Source organism: Ruegeria sp. AL11 (assembly GCF_056540865.1).
Genome location: NZ_JBQFXO010000012.1, coordinates 57,764 through 75,169, shown reverse-complemented (window position 1 = coordinate 75,169; position 17,406 = coordinate 57,764). Strand labels below are relative to the sequence as shown.

The 17,406-nt window shown below is 59.1% G+C and carries 22 protein-coding genes; 15 read left to right on the top strand and 7 right to left on the bottom strand.

The window, feature by feature from the left end; genetic code table 11:
* The first annotated feature begins 142 nt into the window (after positions 1-142).
* The 10 genes from ACR0IP_RS19090 to ACR0IP_RS19045 all read left to right on the top strand — a co-directional run bounded on the left by ACR0IP_RS19090 (position 143) and on the right by ACR0IP_RS19045 (position 6,357).
* A complete protein-coding gene (locus tag ACR0IP_RS19090) occupies positions 143-418 on the top strand; it encodes a hypothetical protein (RefSeq protein ID WP_480527309.1) in 276 nt (91 codons plus the stop codon).
* A 58-nt stretch (positions 419-476) separates the two neighbouring features.
* Positions 477-1,412 (top strand): aspartate carbamoyltransferase catalytic subunit, encoded by a 936-nt coding sequence (locus ACR0IP_RS19085; RefSeq protein ID WP_480527307.1) that lies wholly within the window; start codon positions 477-479, stop codon positions 1,410-1,412.
* Entirely contained in the window at positions 1,409-1,927 is a 519-nt protein-coding gene (locus ACR0IP_RS19080; protein ID WP_170379110.1) for a hypothetical protein, read from the top strand. The genes ACR0IP_RS19085 and ACR0IP_RS19080 overlap by 4 nt, the downstream gene beginning before the upstream one ends.
* Positions 1,912-2,298, top strand: a complete 387-nt coding sequence (locus ACR0IP_RS19075; RefSeq protein WP_170379112.1) for a hypothetical protein — start codon at positions 1,912-1,914, stop codon at positions 2,296-2,298. Before ACR0IP_RS19080 ends, ACR0IP_RS19075 begins: the two co-directional genes overlap by 16 nt.
* Complete coding sequence (locus ACR0IP_RS19070; protein WP_170379114.1) at positions 2,295-2,747, top strand: hypothetical protein; 453 nt, start codon at positions 2,295-2,297, stop codon at positions 2,745-2,747. Before ACR0IP_RS19075 ends, ACR0IP_RS19070 begins: the two co-directional genes overlap by 4 nt.
* Complete coding sequence (gene pyrC / locus ACR0IP_RS19065; RefSeq protein ID WP_480527304.1) at positions 2,744-4,024, top strand: dihydroorotase; 1,281 nt, start codon at positions 2,744-2,746, stop codon at positions 4,022-4,024. Before ACR0IP_RS19070 ends, pyrC begins: the two co-directional genes overlap by 4 nt.
* Positions 4,024-4,629, top strand: a complete 606-nt coding sequence (plsY, locus tag ACR0IP_RS19060; RefSeq protein WP_480527302.1) for a glycerol-3-phosphate 1-O-acyltransferase PlsY — start codon at positions 4,024-4,026, stop codon at positions 4,627-4,629. Before pyrC ends, plsY begins: the two co-directional genes overlap by 1 nt.
* Positions 4,626-4,895: a hypothetical protein gene (locus ACR0IP_RS19055; protein ID WP_480527300.1), complete on the top strand. Its 270-nt coding sequence runs from the start codon at positions 4,626-4,628 to the stop codon at positions 4,893-4,895. The genes plsY and ACR0IP_RS19055 overlap by 4 nt, the downstream gene beginning before the upstream one ends.
* 190 nt (positions 4,896-5,085) lie before the next feature.
* The gene (locus ACR0IP_RS19050; RefSeq protein ID WP_170553758.1) at positions 5,086-5,559 is read left to right on the top strand and encodes a YHS domain-containing (seleno)protein; all 474 of its coding nucleotides are present in this window, start codon (positions 5,086-5,088) and stop codon (positions 5,557-5,559) included.
* Between the two features lie 267 nt (positions 5,560-5,826).
* Positions 5,827-6,357, top strand: a complete 531-nt coding sequence (locus tag ACR0IP_RS19045; RefSeq protein WP_480527297.1) for an outer membrane protein — start codon at positions 5,827-5,829, stop codon at positions 6,355-6,357.
* A gap of 54 nt (positions 6,358-6,411) precedes the next feature.
* Here the strand turns inward: ACR0IP_RS19045 and ACR0IP_RS19040 are convergent, their stop codons facing one another.
* Positions 6,412-7,395, bottom strand: a complete 984-nt coding sequence (locus tag ACR0IP_RS19040; protein WP_480527295.1) for a quinone oxidoreductase family protein — start codon at positions 7,393-7,395, stop codon at positions 6,412-6,414.
* A gap of 193 nt (positions 7,396-7,588) precedes the next feature.
* On the opposite strand from ACR0IP_RS19040, the gene ACR0IP_RS19035 reads away from it, so the two are divergent.
* The gene (locus ACR0IP_RS19035; RefSeq protein ID WP_480527293.1) at positions 7,589-8,446 is read left to right on the top strand and encodes a DUF2189 domain-containing protein; all 858 of its coding nucleotides are present in this window, start codon (positions 7,589-7,591) and stop codon (positions 8,444-8,446) included.
* A 12-nt stretch (positions 8,447-8,458) separates the two neighbouring features.
* On the opposite strand, the gene ACR0IP_RS19030 is transcribed toward ACR0IP_RS19035, so the two are convergent.
* Both ACR0IP_RS19030 and ACR0IP_RS19025 read right to left on the bottom strand, forming a co-directional pair.
* Positions 8,459-9,457, bottom strand: a complete 999-nt coding sequence (locus ACR0IP_RS19030) for an NAD(P)H-quinone oxidoreductase (protein WP_170691599.1) — start codon at positions 9,455-9,457, stop codon at positions 8,459-8,461.
* A gap of 55 nt (positions 9,458-9,512) precedes the next feature.
* A complete protein-coding gene (locus tag ACR0IP_RS19025; protein WP_170691600.1) occupies positions 9,513-10,205 on the bottom strand; it encodes a COQ9 family protein in 693 nt (230 codons plus the stop codon).
* 111 nt (positions 10,206-10,316) lie between these two features.
* On the opposite strand from ACR0IP_RS19025, the gene rpsU reads away from it, so the two are divergent.
* On the top strand, positions 10,317-10,523 hold the full coding sequence (gene rpsU / locus ACR0IP_RS19020) for a 30S ribosomal protein S21 (RefSeq protein ID WP_005614280.1): 207 nt from the start codon (positions 10,317-10,319) through the stop codon (positions 10,521-10,523).
* 291 nt (positions 10,524-10,814) lie between these two features.
* A complete protein-coding gene (locus tag ACR0IP_RS19015) occupies positions 10,815-12,026 on the top strand; it encodes a CAP domain-containing protein (RefSeq protein WP_480527290.1) in 1,212 nt (403 codons plus the stop codon).
* A gap of 51 nt (positions 12,027-12,077) precedes the next feature.
* Here the strand turns inward: ACR0IP_RS19015 and ppk2 are convergent, their stop codons facing one another.
* Together ppk2 and ACR0IP_RS19005 are read right to left on the bottom strand one after the other, a co-directional pair.
* On the bottom strand, positions 12,078-12,995 hold the full coding sequence (ppk2, locus tag ACR0IP_RS19010; protein WP_170379135.1) for a polyphosphate kinase 2: 918 nt from the start codon (positions 12,993-12,995) through the stop codon (positions 12,078-12,080).
* A gap of 220 nt (positions 12,996-13,215) precedes the next feature.
* Positions 13,216-13,674, bottom strand: a complete 459-nt coding sequence (locus ACR0IP_RS19005) for an Lrp/AsnC family transcriptional regulator (RefSeq protein ID WP_170462590.1) — start codon at positions 13,672-13,674, stop codon at positions 13,216-13,218.
* Between the two features lie 138 nt (positions 13,675-13,812).
* On the opposite strand from ACR0IP_RS19005, the gene ald reads away from it, so the two are divergent.
* Positions 13,813-14,931: an alanine dehydrogenase gene (gene ald, locus ACR0IP_RS19000; RefSeq protein WP_480527287.1), complete on the top strand. Its 1,119-nt coding sequence runs from the start codon at positions 13,813-13,815 to the stop codon at positions 14,929-14,931.
* Between the two features lie 194 nt (positions 14,932-15,125).
* Here the strand turns inward: ald and ACR0IP_RS18995 are convergent, their stop codons facing one another.
* On the bottom strand, positions 15,126-15,938 hold the full coding sequence (locus tag ACR0IP_RS18995; protein ID WP_480527285.1) for a mechanosensitive ion channel family protein: 813 nt from the start codon (positions 15,936-15,938) through the stop codon (positions 15,126-15,128).
* Positions 15,939-16,149: 211 nt separating this feature from the next.
* Here ACR0IP_RS18995 and ACR0IP_RS18990 point away from each other — a divergent pair, with 211 nt between their 5' ends.
* Positions 16,150-16,848, top strand: coding sequence for a glutathione S-transferase N-terminal domain-containing protein (locus ACR0IP_RS18990; RefSeq protein WP_170469198.1), 699 nt, complete (start codon positions 16,150-16,152; stop codon positions 16,846-16,848).
* 48 nt (positions 16,849-16,896) lie between these two features.
* Here ACR0IP_RS18990 and ACR0IP_RS18985 read toward each other — a convergent pair whose 3' ends face one another.
* A complete protein-coding gene (locus ACR0IP_RS18985) occupies positions 16,897-17,343 on the bottom strand; it encodes a YtoQ family protein (RefSeq protein ID WP_170379140.1) in 447 nt (148 codons plus the stop codon).
* Positions 17,344-17,406: the final 63 nt, after the last annotated feature.

The following is a 17,406-nucleotide window of genomic DNA, read 5'->3' as shown; positions in this document are numbered from 1 at the left end:
ATTCGAGCGATGCGTCGCGGGTGGCACACGATGTGCGCCTGCCGGGGCAAACGCCTGCACCTCAAGTCTCGATTGTCCCTCAGGCAGCTTTTGCAGTGCGCGCGGCCAATGTGAAAAAACCATACCCGACTTGAACCCCAGTTTGCCCGAGGCCCTTGACCCGCCGCAGATATGCGATGATGGCCTGACCTGCGCGCGCGGGTCGTCGTGCCTGCCGGGGGGCGGATGCACGCGTCCCGGATGGTTTCTATGCGAGGAAACCGGATCGCAATGCCGCCCCGGTTTCAAATGCTCGGAACATCAGGGATGCGTTCCGATCAAGGCCATCGACTGTGGCTATGGCAAGTGGTGCAAACCCGGCGAGCAATGCCTGCCCGAAGGCGGGTGCGAGAAACTGCCCGAAGGGTCGGAACCATAGGTTGCCTCTGCCCGCGTGGCTTTCTATAAGCGGTCCGATTGTCAGACAGGAGCCCGCCATGCGTTTTGCCCATCGTCACCTTCTTGGCATCGAGCATCTGTCGCAATCCGATATCACCGCCATTCTGGATCTGGCCGAAAAATACGTCGACCTGAACCGCCAGTCGACCAAGCATTCGGATGTGCTGTCGGGGCTGACGCAGATCAATATGTTCTTCGAAAACTCGACCCGAACGCAGGCCAGTTTCGAACTGGCGGGCAAGCGGTTGGGCGCGGATGTGATGAATATGGCGATGCAGGCCAGCTCGATCAAAAAGGGCGAGACGCTGATCGACACTGCGATGACACTGAATGCGATGCATCCCGACCTGTTGGTGGTGCGACATCCGCATTCCGGGGCCGTGGATCTGCTGGCGCAGAAGGTGAACTGCGCGGTTCTGAACGCAGGTGACGGCAAGCACGAACACCCGACACAGGCCTTGCTGGACGCGCTGACGATCCGCCGGGCCAAGGGCCGGTTGCATCGCCTGAACATCGCCATTTGCGGTGACGTTGCACATTCCCGCGTGGCGCGATCGAACCTGATCCTACTGGGCAAGATGGAGAACCGAATCCGCCTGATCGGCCCGCCGACACTGGTCCCCTCGCAATTCGCCGAGTTTGGGGCCGAGATCTATGACGACATGAACAAGGGCCTCAAAGACGTCGACGTGGTGATGATGCTGCGCCTTCAGAAAGAGCGGATGGATGGCGGCTTCATCCCCTCGGAGCGTGAGTATTATCACCGCTACGGTTTGGATGCCGCCAAACTGGCGCAGGCCAAGCCAGATGCCATCGTCATGCACCCCGGACCGATGAACCGCGGGGTTGAGATCGACGGTACGCTGGCCGACGACATCAACCGCTCGGTCATTCAGGAACAGGTCGAAATGGGCGTCGCCGTACGTATGGCTGCGATGGAGCTTCTGGCCCGCAACTTGCGTGAGGTCGCATGAACGATCTGACTGTCGCCCCCCAGGAACACGGCGTGATCCGCCTGTTCGCGCTGGACATGCGCCCGGAAGAGGCGAAATTCCTGCGCGAACCCGGTGCGGCGGATCAGGTTCTGGGAGTCGATGGTCTGGACCCCGATCAAATCGATATCTTCCCGGTCTCCGACCTCGAAGACCTTGGGCTTTATGGATACCTGTACGAAGGCGGTGGCGTGTCCGATGATCAGCTGGACCGCAGCATGCTCGAATCCATCGACGGCTGGGTCCTGGTCGTCCGCAGTGCGGCCTTTGGCGGGCGCGCAGCGCAACTGAACCCTGATCCTCGCCTGCATTTGCTGGGTCTATTCACTGAAGAAGCCGCGAACTGGACCGGCGGTGCGATAGAAACTGAAAGCGCCAAGCCGTTCTCTGCCCCGCAGGCGCCCATCGACAATGATGCCACTCGCCGTGTCGGATCGGCCCTGATGGCGGTTCTCGCCCTGCTTGTTATCGGAGGTGCCCTATGGCTGATCCTGTGACCTTCACCCCGGACAAACGCGCCTATGTCCAGACCAACCTGACCCTCGCCGCCATTGCGATGGCGGGGGCGATGCTGGTGCTGTGGTTGATCGGCAACCCCTATGTCTGGACCGGCGCGCCTGCCGGGTTAGCCGCAATCGGGTTGCGCGCCTGGTATCTGGCCTCGGAAGAGCTGAACAATACGTGGGAGTTGTCTGACACCACCCTCACCGGCCCCGGCCCTCGGGTCGTCGCGCTGAACCAGATCGAAGCCGTCAATACGATGGGCAGCTTTGTTCAGGTGGTGACACGGGGCGGTGACAAGCACCTCATCAAATATCAGGCGAACCCCGCTGCCACCAAAGCCGCCATCGAAAGGGCCGCGGGATGAGCGACGGGTGGTGGCGAACCCATATCCCTGAGGGCGAAGAGATCCTCTGGACCGGGCAACCTCATCAGGGTTATTTTCCGCCCCATGTGGCATGGGCTTACCGGATTTTGATCCTCAGCCTCGGTCTGGCTTGGCTGGCCAGCCCGTGGTTCGCCGATACCCTGCGGGACTATTGGAAACTGATCGGGTCCACGGGGTTCGTTGCGTTCCTCATGTGGTACGACCGCCTGCTGCGCACGTGTCGTGTCTATGTGGTGACCACCCGCAACGCATGGTGGATCAGCAAGATCTTCAGGCCCAAACACATCCCCGTCGACCACGCGTTGAACTACCATCGCAGCGGTCAGAACGTGGTGTTTTCGCGCCGCCTGTTTCTTGTCTTCGAATACTTGTCCGACCCTGATGCCGCTTTGGCGGCTTTGAACCAAGCCCGAGAGGCCTCAGCATGACTTCTGTCGTTTTCACCAATGCCCGCATGATCAACCCGGAAACTGGCACGGACAGCCTGGGCTGGCTACACGCCGAAAACGGGCGCATCGTGGCGCTGGGCGATGGAGACGCCCCTGCCATCAACGGTGACGTCATCGACTGCAACGGCAAATGCCTGGCCCCCGGTATCGTCGATATCGGCGTTAAGGTGTGCGAACCGGGTGAACGGCACAAGGAAAGCTACAAATCCGCCGGTCTGGCCGCCGCTGCGGGCGGTGTGACCACCATCGTCACTCGTCCGGACACTTTGCCTGCGGTCGACACGCCGGAAACGCTGGAATTTGCCACTCGGCGAGCGCAAGCGGATGCGCCTGTCAACGTCCTGCCCATGGCCGCCCTTACCAAGGGGCGCGAAGGGCGGGAGATGACCGAGATCGGCTTTCTGCAGGACGCGGGCGCGGTCGCCTTCACCGATTGCGATCACGTCATCACCAACACCAAAGTATTTTCCCGCGCGCTGACCTATGCCAAATCCTGCGGCGCGTTGGTCATCGCGCACCCTCAGGAACCGGGATTGAGCAAAGGGGCCGCCGCCACGAGCGGTAAGTTTGCTGCTTTGCGCGGGTTGCCAGCCGTCTCACCCATGGCGGAACGAATGGGGCTGGACCGCGACATCGCCCTGCTAGAGATGACCGGGGCCGCCTATCACGCCGACCAGATCACCACCGCCCGCGCCCTGCCTGCGCTGGAGCGCGCCAAGCGCAACGGGCTGGACATCACTGCCGGGACCTCGATCCACCATCTGACGCTGAATGAGCTGGACGTGGCCGACTATCGCACCTTCTTCAAGGTCAAGCCGCCCTTGCGCTCCGAGGATGACCGGCAAGCGGTGATCGAAGCGGTGCGGACGGGCCTGATCGATACCATCAGTTCGATGCACACGCCGCAGGACGAAGAAAGCAAACGCCTGCCGTTTGAAGAGGCCGCCTCGGGCGCGGTTGCGTTGGAGACCTTCCTGCCTGCAGCTCTGCGCCTGTTCCATGCAGGGCAATTGGATCTGCCCACTCTGTTCCAGGCTATGGCGCTGAATCCGGCGAAACGGTTGGGGCTGGACAGCGGGCGTCTGGCGCAGGGCGCGCCTGCCGATCTGGTACTGTTCGACCCGGATGTGCCCTTTGTGCTAGACCGGTTTGCCCTGAAATCGAAATCGCAGAACACACCGTTTGACGGGCAGCGCATGCAAGGTAAGGTCCTTGCAACCTATGTGGCCGGCAAAGACGTGTACCGGAGAACCTGATGCCCGAAATCGACAGCTCAATAAACGTCCTCGCCCTGTGGGCGGCCTTGGGATACCTGATCGGATCGGTCCCTTTCGGCCTGATCATCGCGCGCGTCATGGGGCTAGGTAATCTGCGGCAGATTGGATCAGGCAATATCGGCGCAACAAATGTTCTGCGTACCGGCAGCAAACCCGCCGCCGCGCTGACGCTGCTGCTGGATGGCGGCAAAGGAGCGCTGGCAGTCCTGTTGGCCCGCGCCTATGCAGGTGAGGACGCGGCGCAGATTGCCGCCCTGATGGCTTTTCTTGGCCACTGCTTGCCTGTTTGGCTTGCCTTCAAGGGCGGTAAGGGCGTTGCAACCTTCATCGGGCTTTGGCTGGCGCTGGACTGGCGCGTCGGCGTTGCTTGCTGTCTGACCTGGCTGGTCTCCGTCGCGATCTGGCGTATGTCCTCGGCCGGAGCGCTGGCCGCAGCGGCCTTGTCGACCACCTGGATCATCACTCTGACAGACGGCAAAACATTCATCCTCGGAATTGCCCTGACCTTCCTGATCTACTGGCGTCATAAGGACAACGTCGCCCGCATCAAATCCCGGACCGAGCCGAAAATCGGGAAATCGTGACCCCGCCAGAGGATTTTCTGACGGCATTTTTCGCCCTGCCCACCGGTACGTTCTCTGGCCGAGCAGACGCCAAGCGCTATGTGGTCTCGCGGCAGGTTCTGGCCGGGGGCAAATCCCACAAGCTTGTCGCGCATGAGCTGGGCGGGACGGACTATATCAGCCTGAACCTCTACCAGACGCGAAACAGCGGCGCGCTGCTGCGTCCCTGTGAAATGCCCGCCCCCAAAGTGGTGGATTTCGTATTGGCGCTGACCCCGGATATCTGATTGATATTCCGCATTTTTGCACAGCACCTCTGTGTCTTGGCACAATCACAATTCATTGTTTTGAACGTGATCAACCCGCCTCCCATCTGCATTCCGTGGCGGCCAATTACCGGTCTCACAAGATAAAATCCCGGGTCCGCAAATCGCAATTCAGGCGAGGTCGCGCGGCCCTTTCACGAAAGGTGAAGCTATGAACACGTTTAAATCTCTGATCGGCGGCGTAGCCCTGTCTGTTGCTCTGGCCACTTCGACCCTGGCGGCTGGTGTTGAACTCAACGCAAGCTCGACCGGTTTGGCGATGCAAGGCTATGACCCGGTTGCCTATTTCACCGCTGGCGAAGCGACCAAGGGCGACTACCGCATCACCACCCTGCACAACGACGCTCTGTACCGCTTCTCGTCGGAAGAAAACAAAGTGGCTTTTGAAGCCAACCCCGAGGCCTACCTGCCCGCATATGGCGGCTATTGCGCCTTCGGCGCGGCCATGGGCTTCAAGTTCGACGGTGACCCGAACCACTGGAAAATCGTCGACAACAAACTGTACCTGAACCTGTCGCAAGACATCCAAGAACGTTGGGAAGGCGACATCCCGGGCTTCATCGAGCAAGCCAGCACCAACTGGGAAACCATCGCAGACAAAAGCCCGGCTGAACTGCAGCAATAATCCGCTGAAATTGACAGCACGCGTCGGCGGCAGAGTGATCTGCCGCCGCATTTTATTTGAAGCTTTGAAAACACTAACTATCTTATTGAGACAGACCCGGATCTAACGGGCGGACATCGGGCCAGACGGCCTGAACGATCCAAGACCTAGTACGGAATATGCCACAAACGATGATCCGGTCCTGAGGCAGGGCCGTATTTGAGTATGGATATGCGTAGCCAGACCGACAAATTGGCGCGCGGTTATTTGGAGCGAAAGGATCAAGACATGATAGGCAGATTGGCACTTGTGACAGCGGCGTCCACCCTGGCGGCAGGGGCCGCGATGGCCCAATCCTCGGGCAACTGGACAGGGTTCTACGGCGGTCTGCAGCTGGGTTATATCGACGTGGATACCAACGTTTCCGGAATTGATGGCGATGCTGCGATTGGTGGTATCATCCTTGGGTATGACTACGATCTGGGCGACTGGGTCGTGGGCGGCGGCTTTGACTATGACTGGACCAATGTCGACCTCGGCCCTGCAACGGTCGAGGATGTATGGCGCATCAAAGTGCGCGCAGGCTACCAGGTGAACCCTCAGGGTCTTCTCTACGGTGTTGGCGGCTATGCGGATGCAGGCACCGACAATCTGGGCAGTGACAACGGCTGGTTCATCGGCGCAGGCTATGAGCAGATTGTGGCCCCGAATGTCAGCATCGCTGGCGAGTTGCTTTATCACGAGTTTGACAACTTCAACTCGTCCAGCGTGGATGTCGACGCCACAACGCTTCAAATCCGAGCGGCCTACCGCTTCTGATTTTTCCGGTTTTGTACTGGAACAGACCCGGCGTTCTGCGCCGGGTCTTTGCGTTTACAGGTCCAAAATTGTGCTGCCGGTGGTTTGCCGCGCCTCTAGCGCGCGGTGCGCTTCGGCAATCTGATCTAGAGGGAAGCGTTGATCGATATGGATCTTGACCTCGCCGCCCTGAACCTTGCCAAACAACCGCCGCGCCATCGCCTGACAAACCGCATGATCGGCAATATGCGTAAACAGGGTCGGGCGGGTGATCTTGAGCGAGCCTTTCTGCCCGAGAATGCCGATATTAACCGGCGGCACCGGCCCGGATGCATTGCCGAAGGATATCATCATCCCCAAAGGCTTCAGGCAGTCCAATGAGCCGTCAAATGTATCGGCCCCAACGGAATCCATCACCACATCGACACCTTTGCCGCCGGTCAGTTCGGCCACGCGTTCGGCGAAGTTCTCGGTCCGGTAGTTGATGCAATGGGCCGCACCGTTGAATTGCGCTAGGCTGCATTTCTCATCCGTTCCTGCGGTTCCGATCAGCTTGATGCCCTCAGATTTCGCCCATTGGCAGGCGATCAGGCCGACACCGCCCGCAGCCGCGTGAAACAGAACCGTATCGCCGCGTTTCAAAGGGGTGGTGCGATGGAACAGATATTCGACCGTCAGACCTTTCAACATCATCCCGGCGGCTATCTCGAAGGGGATGCCATCCGGCAGAGGGCATACCTGCGCTGCGGGCATCACCCGCGCCTCGCAATAGGCGCCGGACGGGGCGCTGGCATAGGCCGCGCGTTGGCCCGGCTGCAAATGCGTCACGCCTTCACCGACAGCCTCGATCACGCCCGCAGCCTCCATGCCCAAAGCATGCGGCAATTCAAGGGGATAGAGGCCCGTTCGTTGATAGACATCAATGAAGTTCAACCCGCACGCCTCGTGGCGAATGCGAACCTCGCCGGGGCCGGGATCGCCCAAAGGCTGGTCCTTGATCTGTAGGACCTCGGGTCCGCCGAATTCCTCAATGACAACTGTACGCGCAGTTTGCTGCATTCTGACCTCCTCTTGCCTTTGCTCAAGCTAACACGCTTGCGTGGCAAGACAATCCGGGCGATGCGGCGGCGGCAATTCGGGAATTTCCAAAACTGTGCTATACTGCACGCAGGCGTTGCCGGCTGGTCCGGCCAGGAGCAACCCTCAGCCGGATCCATTCTGCGGCGCACCACTCGCCAAGGAAGGGAACAAAATGGCAAAAACTATCGGTAATCCGATCAGCTGGGCGGCCCAAAGCCTTGGAGCAACCAGCGATCACGTCTCGGAAAGCGTATCGCACCTGGGCAGCTCGGACGTGCGCCATCTGCCCATGGTGCAGCCACTCACATTCGACGACCTGAAATACTGCCTGAGAGCCGGATACACGGACTTTCTGGAAACCCGCGCGGATGCGATCTTTATCGTGCTGATCTACCCTATTGCCGGGCTTTTGATGGTCGGCTTTGCAATGAACATGGACTTGGTGCCGTTGCTGGCCCCCCTGATCGCAGGCTTTGCCCTGATCGGCCCGATCGCGGCCGTTGGTCTTTATGAAATCAGCCGCAAGCGCGAACAAGGCGGAGAGGTCCATTGGCTGGACGCGTTCGGCGTATTCCGATCGCCCTCCTTCGGGGCCATTCTGGCGCTCGGGTTCTACTTGGTCCTTCTTCTGCTTGTCTGGCTGATGGTCGCCCAAAGCGTCTATGCGCAGACGCTCGGCCCCGAACCGCCTGCCTCGCTGGGCGCGTTTGCGACCGAGGTTCTGACCACCGGCGCGGGGTGGACAATGGTCATCTTTGGCACCGCTGCCGGGTTCTTTTTCGCTTTGATTGCGCTGGCGGTCAGCGTAGTCAGCTTCCCGCTTCTGCTGGACCGTAAAGTAGGGCTGCCCGTGGCCGTTGTGACATCCGTTCGCGTGCTTCGCCACAATCCCGGCGTTATCATGGGCTGGGGCTTGATCGTCGCGACCCTGCTGGTGCTGGGCGCGATCCCGATGCTGCTGGGGCTGATCGTCATTATGCCCGTTCTGGGCCACGCAACATGGCACCTCTACCGGCGCGCCGTTGCGTGACCCAAAAAGTGTCTAGCCCGCGACGTTCAGGACGATCTTGCCAATATGCTGCGAGCTTTCCATAAGCGCGTGTGCAGCAGCAGCCTCAGCCAGAGGGAATTCGCTGTGCAATACCGGCGCGACCTTGCCTGCAGAGAGCAGCGGCCAAACGGCCTCATGCAGGTCCTGAGCGATTTTTGCCTTGGCCAGATCGCTTTGCGGTCGCAGGGTGCTGCCGGTCAGCGTCAGGCGTTTCACCATCATCAGGGCAAAGTTCAACTCGGCCACGGGTCCTTGCAAAAAGGCGATCTGAACCAGACGTCCATCCTCGGCTAGCGCCTTTACGTTGCGCGGGATATAGTCGCCGCCAACCATATCGAGGATCAGGTTCGCGCCACCTTCGGCCCGCATAACCCCGACAAAATCCTCATCCCGATAGTTGATCGCTTTTTCGGCGCCCAAGCTGCGGCAGGCCTCGCACTTCTCAGCCGAGCCCGCAGTCGCAAAGACACGCGCGCCAAACGCGTTCGCCAATTGGATCGCCGTCGTCCCGATACCGCTAGATCCACCATGGACAAGGAACCGCTCACCTGCTTTCAGGCCTCCGCGTGTGAAGACATTCGACCAGACTGTGAAAAAGGTCTCGGGCAGGCAGGCGGCTTGCTTTAGGTCCATGCCATCGGGGACAGGCAGGCAATGCGCGGCGGGCGTGGCGACATATTCAGCATATCCGCCGCCCGGAAGCAGCGCGCAGACTTTGTCACCGATCGAGAGCCCCTCAACACCCGCACCTAGGGCAACCACTTCGCCCGAGGCCTCAAGCCCCGGTAGATCGCTTGCACCGGGAGGCGGATCATAGGCCCCGGCGCGCTGCAACGCGTCCGGTCGGTTCACGCCAGCATAGGCCACTTTCAAAACAACCTGCCCGGCCGCCGGCTCGGGAATCGGTCGTTCGGTCAGTTGCAGGACATCAGGGCCGCCGGGTTCGGTGATTTCGACGGCACGCATTGTCTGGGTCTCAGGCGAAGTCATGGGTAAATCTCCTTTGCCCAATGCCTAGCAGGCCAAAAAGCAAAGGCCCAGATGCTTACTTGCGCGGGTTCAACATCCCCGGCAAATCAGCCCGCATCTTCATCGGTGGTTTCACCTGAGCTGCAAACCAATTGGGAACGGCCAGCAAGGGCTTGAGCAGCGGGTTGCCGTTCACCTGCGCCTTGAGCTTTTCGAACTGCATCACGTTTTCGATCCGGCGGTCCAGAAACGCCCAACTGTTCTGGTGATCCGGCGATTCATCCCCCAGCCAAAACAGCAACGTCGACGAATAGACCCCCGACAGGGTTGCGCGCTTGGTGTACCAGTTCACATCATCCGACGTATCGCCCAGTGCATCCCAGATCAGATCACAGGTGCCCCAAACGGCCTTTGCCCCGTCCGCGGCGTGGTTGGGCAGCGAAAACAGGGTCATGCCCCGGCGCACCAGTTCCTTGTCCTCGACCGCCTCAAGCCGGAACCGAACGGCGGCGGCGACCTTTTCGCGAAACTTCAGCTCGCTCATGTCAGTGGACTTGATCCTATCCAGCATGACCTGATCGCCCCGCGTGTGGTAGGCCAGCGCCAGATCGACCGCGCCGCGCGGGCAGATCGCACGGGCCAGACCGTCATCCAGATCGCAATCAACAACGGCCGCGCGAAAACTGGCCTCGGACCAGCCATCGAACGGAACATGCATCAAGATCGCGTCCAGCAGCTGTTGTTTGGTGTCTTCGTAAGTGACGGTCATGGTGGGTCTCCGGTGCTTGGGCACAGTACTAGACAAGATAGAGCTGCTTTGCTATACGGCCAACTCCTGCAATTTCCTTGCAACTCTATCTAGAAAGGTGGTGACAACCACATGCAGGTTAGTGTTCGCGACAATAACGTCGATCAGGCGCTTCGTGCCCTGAAGAAAAAGCTGCAGCGCGAAGGCGTGTTCCGTGAAATGAAGCTGAAGCAACATTTCGAGAAACCGTCCGAGAAAAAAGCGCGCGAGAAGGCTGAAGCGATCCGTCGTGCCCGTAAACTGGCACGTAAGAAAGCACAGCGCGAAGGTTTGCTCTAAGCACCTGACGCTCGTCCAGCTTTGGATGACACTATTTGACGACCCCCGAGGCATCGCCCGGGGGTTTGTCGTTCCTAAGTGCGTTTTTGCCCGCGCCCCTGCACAACCAGTGCGATAACTCGCCGAGCCTTAGTCTCGCCTCTTTCTCGGCGTTTTCCAGCGCAGCGAATCTGCGTCCGGCTGCATCGTCTCGCCGAAAAGTGCCGATTTTCATCGCCTCTCTGTTCATGTCTTTGGTGGCCCCGATAACTGGGCTCGTCCACTCAGACAAAACATAAAACGGAGGCAAAAATGTCTACAGCAAGTGAAGTAGAACGAGAGATGCTGGCGCTCATCAACCAAGAGCGCACATCCCGCGGTCTGGACCCCCTGCAACTTGAAAGACAGCTTAACGAGTCATCAGAAGACCACAGCGCCTGGATGTTGAACACGGACCGGTTCAGCCACACCGGATCGGGCGGATCCAGCGCTACCCAGCGCATGCAGTCGGCCGGTTTCGATCTGGAAGGCAGCTGGCGCACGGGCGAGAATATCGCCTGGCAATCCGAGCGCGGTGCCCCAGGCATCAGCGATGATGTCGCGCAACTGCATCAGAACCTGATGAACAGCCCCGGCCACCGGGCCAACATTCTGAACCCCGATTTCAAATACATCGGGATCGGCGTTGAGACGGGCGACATGCAGGGCTTTGACGCAGTCATGGTGACGCAGAACTTTGCCACCACTGACGCAGAGGTCATGCTGGACATTGACGATACCGCCATGACGCCGCCCGCGGCTGAAGATCCAGTGCCCGAGGAACCGGAAACAGACGTAACCGAAACCGAAGACCCAACTCCGGAACAGCCCGTAACCGATGTCACTGAGACGGAAGACCCGGAACCCGAACAGCCTGAGACCGACGTCACAGAGACTGAATATCCAGAATCCGAGCAGCCCGAAACCGATGTCACAGAGACGGATGATCCGGGACCTGAACAGCCGGAAACTGACGTCACAGAGACCGAAGACCCGGAACCTGAACAGCCGGAGACTGACGTCACGGAGACCGAAGATCCAGAACCTGAACAGCCCGAAACTGACGTTACTGAGACTGAAGACCCGGAACCCGAGCAGCCCGAAACTGACGTTACTGAGACTGAAGACCCGGAACCCGAGCAGCCCGAAACTGACGTCACCGAGACCGAAGATCCGGAACCTGAGCAGCCCGAAACCGATGTCACCGAGACCGAGGACCCTGATAGCGGTTGTTTCGACGTCGCAGCTTTCCTCGCCGAAATTGAGGCGTTCATTCAAGAGCTGCAGACGCAGTTGGATCAATTCGCCTGGAATGACGACGTCATGACTCCGGAAGAGCCTGAGGATGACTTGGATTTGGTGTTGGTCGACGAAATGGACCCATCCTCGGATGACACGTCGTGCCCAGACATGGCATCGGAAGACTCCGGCAACGTCTTCTTCGTCAACTTCTTCAATTTCGATTGCATGATGGACGTCGCCTGACGGCCCATCCTGATGCGAGGCAGTCCGCTGCCTCGCATCCTCCAAGCACGATCAGTAGATCTTGGGTACGTGCAGCTCGTCCGGCAGAACGCGGCGTTCGTAGTCCGGATTGTAGCGGCGATCGGGCAGATTGACCCTCTCATGCGGAACATCCGTATAGGGGATCATGGTCAGAAGATGCTCGATACAGTTCAGACGCTCGCGTTTCTTGTCATTACCTTCCACAATGTACCACGGCGCCTCGGGGATATTGGTGCGGAAGAACATATCTTCTTTCGCCTTGGTGTAGGATTCCCACCGGATGCGGGATTCCAGGTCCATCGGCGATAGCTTCCACTGTTTCATCGGATCGTGGATACGCATGAGGAATCGTAGCTGCTGTTCTTCATCCGTGATCGAGAACCAGTATTTCAGCAAGATGATCCCTGAGCGCACCAACATACGCTCAAATTCCGGAACGTCCTGAAAGAACTGTTCGACCTGATCCTCGGTCGCAAAGCCCATCACCCGTTCCACGCCTGCACGGTTGTACCAAGACCGATCGAACAAAACGATCTCACCGGCCGCAGGCAGGTGCGGCACGTAACGCTGGAAATACCACTGGCTTTGTTCCCGGCGGCTGGGGGCTGGTAGGGCGACCACACGCGCCACGCGCGGATTGAGGCGCTGGGTGATCCGCTTGATCACACCACCCTTGCCCGCACTGTCACGGCCTTCGAACAGGATACAGACCTTGGCACCGGTGTGCTGAACCCAGTCCTGCACCTTGATCAACTCAGCCTGAAGGCGCAGCAGGTTTCGGAAATAGACCTTCCGGTCCAGCATGTCCGGATGCTGTTCCCGATAGATCTTGCGAACTTCCATCGACAGCATCGGCTCGCTGAATTCTATCTCGAAGTCTTCATCCAGCGTATCTTCCAGCTCAGCCTCCAACCAGTCTTTGGGGGCGCCATCGTTTTCGTAGGCCAAGGTCAACTCCTTATTATTCTTCGGGTTCCCACCCTGGCAGGTTTGTGTAACCGCCTGATGCCATCAGATGAATTGATGACATCGCGCTGCCGGGATCACAGGGAGGCGCAGCGCAAGGGTCTCGTCGTTTCAATTTTGGACGCGCCGCCCCGGGGATACAAGCCGTAGAATTGACGCAAGGCAGTCCTTTGCCTTTCTTCGCGCAGAAAATAGGCGCCGTTCACACCGGTAGGGCGGTTGTCTTGAACACCGTGCGCAAAGCGAACGAACTTTGCATCTGCGCCACTTTGGGCAGCCGCGACAGGTATTGACGGTGAATCCGGGCGAAATCCTCGGTATCCTCGGCCACCACTTTCAGGATGTAGTCAGCGGTTCCAGCCATCAGGTGGCATTCTAGAACGTCCGGGATGCGCGAAACCGCCTTTTCGAACGCGTCCAGAACTTCTTCGGCCTGGCCCTGCAATGTGATCTCGACAAAGACGGTCGTCGGCACATTCATCTTGCGCGCATCCAGCAAAGCCACGTAGTTGCGGATATAGCCGTCAGCCTCAAGCCGTTGCACCCGGCGATGGCACGCCGAGGGGGACAGGTTCGCCTGCTCCGAAAGCTCGGCATTTGACATTCGACCATTGCGCTGCAGTGCAGAAAGTATCTTTCGATCAGTCGTGTCTAGGCTCATTGCTGCAAATCCTTTGCGAGATTTTAGCAGTTTACGCGAAAATCTTCCGACAAAAAACACAAAGCCCCGTCTTGTTTCACAAAAATTGCGCCTTGAATTGCACATAATTTAGGCAGTTTATGAACGGAGACGGTGCAGATGAAAATCGGTTGCCCCAAGGAAATCAAACCCCAGGAATTTCGCGTCGGCATGACGCCCAACGCCGCTCAGGAAGCGGTTGCGCGCGGACACGACGTGCTGATCGAATCCGGTGCTGGTATTGGCGCAGGATTTGACGATGCCGCCTATGTTGCTGCTGGCGCGGGCATCGTAGACACGGCAGAAGAGGTCTTTGCCACGGCCGACATGATCGTGAAGGTCAAGGAACCTCAAGCCGGTGAGCGCAAGATGCTGCGCGAAGGCCAGTTGCTGTTCACCTACCTGCACCTCGCGCCGGACCCGGATCAGACCCACGACCTGCTGGCCTCGGGCTGCACCGCAATCGCCTATGAGACTGTCACGGACGCAGGCGGCGGTCTTCCTCTGCTTGCGCCCATGTCCGAGGTTGCGGGCCGTCTGGCGCCTCAGGTCGGGTCGTGGACCCTGCAGAAGGCCAATGGTGGCCGAGGCGTGCTGATGGGTGGCGTTCCCGGCGTTGGTCCGGCCAAGGTCGTCGTGATTGGTGGAGGTGTCGTCGGCACTCACGCGGCTAAGATCGCTGCAGGCATGGGTGCAGATGTGACGGTTCTTGACCGCTCACTGCCTCGGCTGCGCTATCTGGATGACGTGTTCGGCGGGCAGTTCAAGAACCAATACTCGACGGCTGGCGCGACGGCTGAACTGATCCAGGACGCCGATATGGTTATCGGAGCCGTTCTGATCCCGGGCGCTGCCGCTCCGAAACTGATCAGCCGCGAGCAGCTGTCGACAATGAAGCCCGGTGCGGTGCTTGTCGACGTGGCTATTGACCAGGGTGGCTGCTTCGAAACCTCGCGTGCAACGACCCATGCCGACCCGATCTACGAGGTCGATGGTGTGATGCACTATTGCGTGGCCAACATGCCGGGCGCGGTGGCCCGGACCTCGACCATCGCTTTGGGTAACGCGACGATGCCGTTCATGCTGGCACTGGCGGACAATGGCTGGAAACAGGCGTGTCAGGACGACCCGCACCTGCTGGCGGGTCTGAACGTTCACGCCGGGCAACTGACCTATTATGCGGTTGGTAAAGCCCTCGGCATTGATGTCGTTTCCCCCAATGTGGTGATCAAGTCGTAAACACTCCCACACCTGAAATCGCCTTTTTGCCAAAAGGCGATTTACAGCGTTGGGCATGGCGCCGCGCCTATCGGCGCGGCGTGGTTGGTCTTGAATGATACCCTATCCGCAAAACGAAAGCGCCGCACGAAAGTGCGGCGCTTGGCCCAACGGGAGGAGGGCATTTCCAATGCCCGCGCGACGGGCGGGAGCGTTCAGCCCTCTTTGTGGATCTCAACCGAATGTGGGTAGGGGATCGAGACGCCCTTCGCATCGAAGGCTTCTTTCACAGCTTTGGTCAGCTCGAATTTCACATCCCAATAGTCCGCCGCTGCGCACCACAGACGTGCTGTCAGATCGACCGAGCTATCGCCCAGATTGGTCACACGCACCCAGGGCTCCGGATCTTTGTGAATACGCGCATCCGCGTTCGCAACGTCCAGAATGATCTTCATCGCTTCATCCGCACTGTCGCCATAGTCGATCCCGAACACCAGATCCACACGGCGCGTGTCATGTGCCGAGTAGTTGGTGATGATCGACCCCCAGGATTGCCCGTTTGGCACGATGATCTGCACATTGTCCGGCGTCACCAATTCGGTCGTGAACAGGTTGAGGTCTTTCACTGTCCCGGCTGTCCCGCCGATATCGACAAACTGGCCCAGTTTATACGGACGGAACACGACCAGCATCACACCAGCTGCCAGGTCGCTGAGTGTCCCTTGCAGCGCCAGACCAATCGCCAGAGACGCGGCACCCAGAATGGCCACGATGCTTGTTGCCTGGATCCCGAAAATCCCGAGAACAGCAACCAGAACCATCGCCAGGATCGCCCATTTGACAAGGCTGGCCATGAAGTTCCCTAGTGTCGGGTCGATCTGCGGCGTTGCGTTGATGCGCCGCCGCACCATGCCAGCGATTGCTCCAGCAACGATCCAGCCCAAAATCAGTACGATCAGCGCCTTGACCGCGCTTATGATCAGAGGTGCAAAAGCACCCACCTGTGTTGCAACTTCATCCACGCGCATTTCCTTTCTCAAACATCAATCCCGCGGCTTTCGCGCGGGACTCGCTGAATTGTGAGTGAAAAACGCAAATCGGTCTAGGTGCGAGTTTCGGCAGTTTTCCCCATTGTTCGCCAGCAAACAACGGGTGACCTACACTGCACAGCTTGGGGGGCTGACAAATACACGACTCCGTGCCTAACTCGAATGGAACTGCCCGAACAGGAGCTTTCGCATGCTGGACACCGCCTCTTTCCCGATCATGGCCAAATGGCCGCCGCAACACCCCGATCGCCTTCAGCTTTATTCCTTCCCGACACCCAACGGGGTCAAAGCCTCGATCATGCTGGAAGAAACCGGCCTGCCTTATGAGGCGCACAAGGTTACCCTGGCCGATGCCGATGTCAAAAGCCCCGAGTTTCTGTCGCTAAACCCCAACAACAAGATCCCCGCGATCATTGACCCCAATGGCCCGGATAGCACCCCCATTGGCGTGTTCGAGAGTGGCGCGATCCTGCTCTATCTGGCCGAGAAAACCGGGCAATTCATTGGCCAATCCGCCACCGACAAGCATCGCATCACGCAATGGCTGATGTTCCAGATGGGTGGCCTTGGGCCGATGCTCGGACAATTGGGCTTTTTCTACAAATTCGCCGGCAGCGAGATCGAAGACCCCCGCCCGCGCGAGCGCTATATCAACGAAGCCAAGCGCCTGCTAAACGTCCTAAACCAGGAACTCGAGGGTCAGGACTGGATCGCCGGAGACTACTCGATCGCCGATATGGCCATCGCACCCTGGCTGCGCGGGCTGGATTTCTATGGCGCTAAAGAGGTCGTTGGGTGGGATGACCACGCCAATCTCACCGCCTATCTAGATCGGTTCCTTGACCGCCCCGCCGTGCAAAAAGGCTTGGTGACACCCGCCCGCGATTGACACCAAAAGGGCTTGCGACCATCCCGGCGCGCAAGCCCTTTTGGCAACCTAGCCCGGCAGTGCGCCGGTCAGAACATAGCGCAGGATCTCCACCACCTGGCGCGGTTCCTCCGCAACTGCCAGCGCGGCGGCATCGACCTCTTTCAACGCGTGCTGATGATCGGGGCCGTGCAGCACAATGATCGACTTGCCCAACGCAGCCGCGTAGCCTGCGTCAAAGGCAGCGTTCCACTGCTTGTATTTGTCACCGAACCGGACAACCACAACATCCGCATCCGAGATTCCCTTACGCGTCCGGATCGCGTTCACCATCGCTCCCTTGTGGTCGTGCCAATACTTGTTCGGCTCTGCGCCCAAGACGGCGACACCACAATCATCACTGGCCGCGTGATCGGTCACTGGGCTACTGAACGTGACATCCAGCCCCTCAGCACCCGAAATGATCTGCTCGCGCCAATCGGTGTGAATCTCACCAGAAAGATAAACTTTCAACATCTTGCGTTTCCTCCCATGAAAAAGGGGCGCATTCGCCCCTTCATCTTTCTAAAAATCTTGTGA